General features: G+C 56.3%; 1 pseudogene. It reads right to left on the bottom strand.

Going from position 1 to position 247, the window contains the following annotated elements:
• A pseudogene (locus SB756_RS33655) lies at positions 1-247 on the bottom strand (alpha-amylase); the annotation flags it as partial.

The raw sequence follows: 247 nt of genomic DNA, 5'->3' as shown, positions 1-247 counted from the left end.
CCCAGAATGCTCTGGATAGAGATGGCAGGCACGCCGGGAAAGACCAGCAGAATCGCATGGGCCAGCAAAAAACGTTTCAGCCGCGTGGCGTCATCGTCATCTTCACGGTTGAGCGCATCCAGATAGGTGACGTTGATTTCATAGGGGCTGGTGGTGCCGTCAGGGTTGTTTTTATAGGAGACCAGCGCGCCTTCCAGCGCCAGATCGCGCACCAGCGCCACAATCTCCACTTCAGACAAAATACCGC

Origin of the sequence: Pseudomonas sp. SIMBA_068 (genome assembly GCF_046534705.1) — a bacterium.
In the GTDB taxonomy this organism is placed as follows: domain Bacteria; phylum Pseudomonadota; class Gammaproteobacteria; order Pseudomonadales; family Pseudomonadaceae; genus Aquipseudomonas; species Aquipseudomonas putida.
The sequence above is the reverse complement of the archived record's forward strand: the minus strand, read 5'-3'. Positions and strand labels throughout refer to the sequence as shown.